Source organism: Streptomyces sp. UH6 (genome assembly GCF_013421635.1).
GTDB classification, from domain to species: domain Bacteria; phylum Actinomycetota; class Actinomycetes; order Streptomycetales; family Streptomycetaceae; genus Streptomyces; species Streptomyces abyssomicinicus.
On record NZ_JACADT010001172.1, the window covers coordinates 1 to 1,592 of the forward strand.

Here is a 1,592-nt window from a genome sequence, read left to right on the forward strand (position 1 = left end):
AGGATCTGCATGGGGCCGTACCAGCCGACCCAGACGGCCCCGTTGGCCAGCGACAGCGAGGTGGTCCAGCCGCCGCCGACCCGCTCGGCCGGCTCTGCCGGGGCCCCGCCGCCGGACGGGCCGGACGGGCCGGCCGGGCCTGGTGGACCGGGCTGCGGGTCCGCCCCGGACGCCGTCGTCACGGCTGCGCCCGCAGCACGTCGCGCAGCCAGGCGTACGAGGCCTTCGGGGTGCGGGTGCGCTCCGGGGAGTCGAAGTCGACGTGGACCAGGCCGAAGCGCTGCTCGTAGCCCTCGTTCCACTCGTAGTTGTCCAGCAGCGACCAGACGAACCAGCCGCGCACGTCCACGCCCTCCTCGATCGCCCGGTGCAGGGCGCGCAGGTGGGAGTCGAGGAAGGCGATGCGGTCCTGGTCGTCGAGGCCCGGGTAGGAGCAGCCGTTCTCGGTGATCATCACCGGCGGGAGACGGTCGCCGTAGCGCCCGCGCAGTCCGGTGAGGGTCTCCGTCAGGCCCTCGGGGACCACCGGCCAGCCGAAGTGGGTCTTCGGGCGGCCCTCGATCTCGTGCAGCGAGAACGGGATCCCGGCCGGCACGTCGAGGGTGCCGTAGGCGCTGCTCTCGCCGGTGGGGGCGCCGACCAGGGAGGGCGCGTAGTAGTTGACCCCGTAGAAGTCGAGCCGCTCGGAGACGGTCACCAGGTCGGCGTCGACGTCGCCCGGCATCAGCTCGGCCAGCCCGTCCGGGTAGCGGCCCAGCAGGAGCGGGTCGGAGAACGTCCGGTTCATCAGTACGTCGTAGAACTCGGCCGCCGCCAGGTCCTCCTCGCGTGCGGAGAGCGGCCGGGTGGGGCTGTGCGAGGCGGCGATGCCGACGTCCGTGGCGCCCGCCGCGCGCAGGGCGCGGACCGCGAGGCCGTGGGCGAGGAGCTGGTGGTGGGCGGCGGGCAGCGCGTCGAACATCAGGGTGCGGCCGGGGGCGTGGACGCCGAGGGCGTGACCGAGGACCGTGTGCTCGGCGGGCTCGTTCAGGGTGATCCAGGTGCTCACGCGGTCGCCGAGCCGGGCGGCCACCCGCTCCACGTGGTCGGCGAACCGGGCGGCGGTGTCCCGCTCCAGCCAGTCCAGACCGGCCGGGAGCTCCCAGTGGAAGAGGGTCGGTACGGGGCGGACACCGACGGCGAGCAGGTCGTCCACCAGACGCTCGTAGTAGTCGAGCCCGCCGGGGGAGCCCACGCGGGGCCAGGAGACGGAGAAGCGGTAGGCGTTCACGCCGAGACCGGCGAGGAGGCCGACGTCCTCGCGGTGGCGGTGGAAGCTGTCGCAGGCCACGGCGGCCGTGGAGCCGTCGCGGATCGCGCCGGGGCGTGCCTCGAAGACGTCCCACACGGACTGCCCGCGCAGGTGGGCGGCGCCCTCGATCTGGTGGGCGGAGGTGGACGCGCCCCAGAGGAAACCGGGCGGGAACGACGGGAGCGGGTCGACGGCCATGGGCGGATCCTCCTCACTCGGCGGCTAGGAGGTCAACACCCGTGCGAGCACCGGCTTCCGGCCCCGCCCGGCACCGGGCTCCGGCCCCGTCCGCGGGGTCCGC

1 protein-coding gene and 1 pseudogene are annotated in these 1,592 nt (G+C 74.6%); both read right to left on the reverse strand.

The annotated features are described in order from the left end of the window. Positions 1 to 182: pseudogene (locus HW445_RS32950) on the reverse strand (MFS transporter); the annotation flags it as partial. After that, the gene (locus HW445_RS30325) at positions 179 to 1,489 is read right to left on the reverse strand and encodes a family 1 glycosylhydrolase (protein ID WP_180224006.1); all 1,311 of its coding nucleotides are present in this window, start codon (positions 1,487 to 1,489) and stop codon (positions 179 to 181) included. The gene HW445_RS30325 and the pseudogene HW445_RS32950, both read right to left, overlap by 4 nt. Between the last annotated feature and the right edge of the window lie 103 nt (positions 1,490 to 1,592).

Bases quoted from the DNA above. Each gene is read 5' to 3' on its own strand.
- HW445_RS30325 (WP_180224006.1), bottom strand. From the start codon at position 1,489: ATGGCCGTCGACCCGCTCCCGTCGTTCCCGCCCGGTTTCCTCTGGGGC.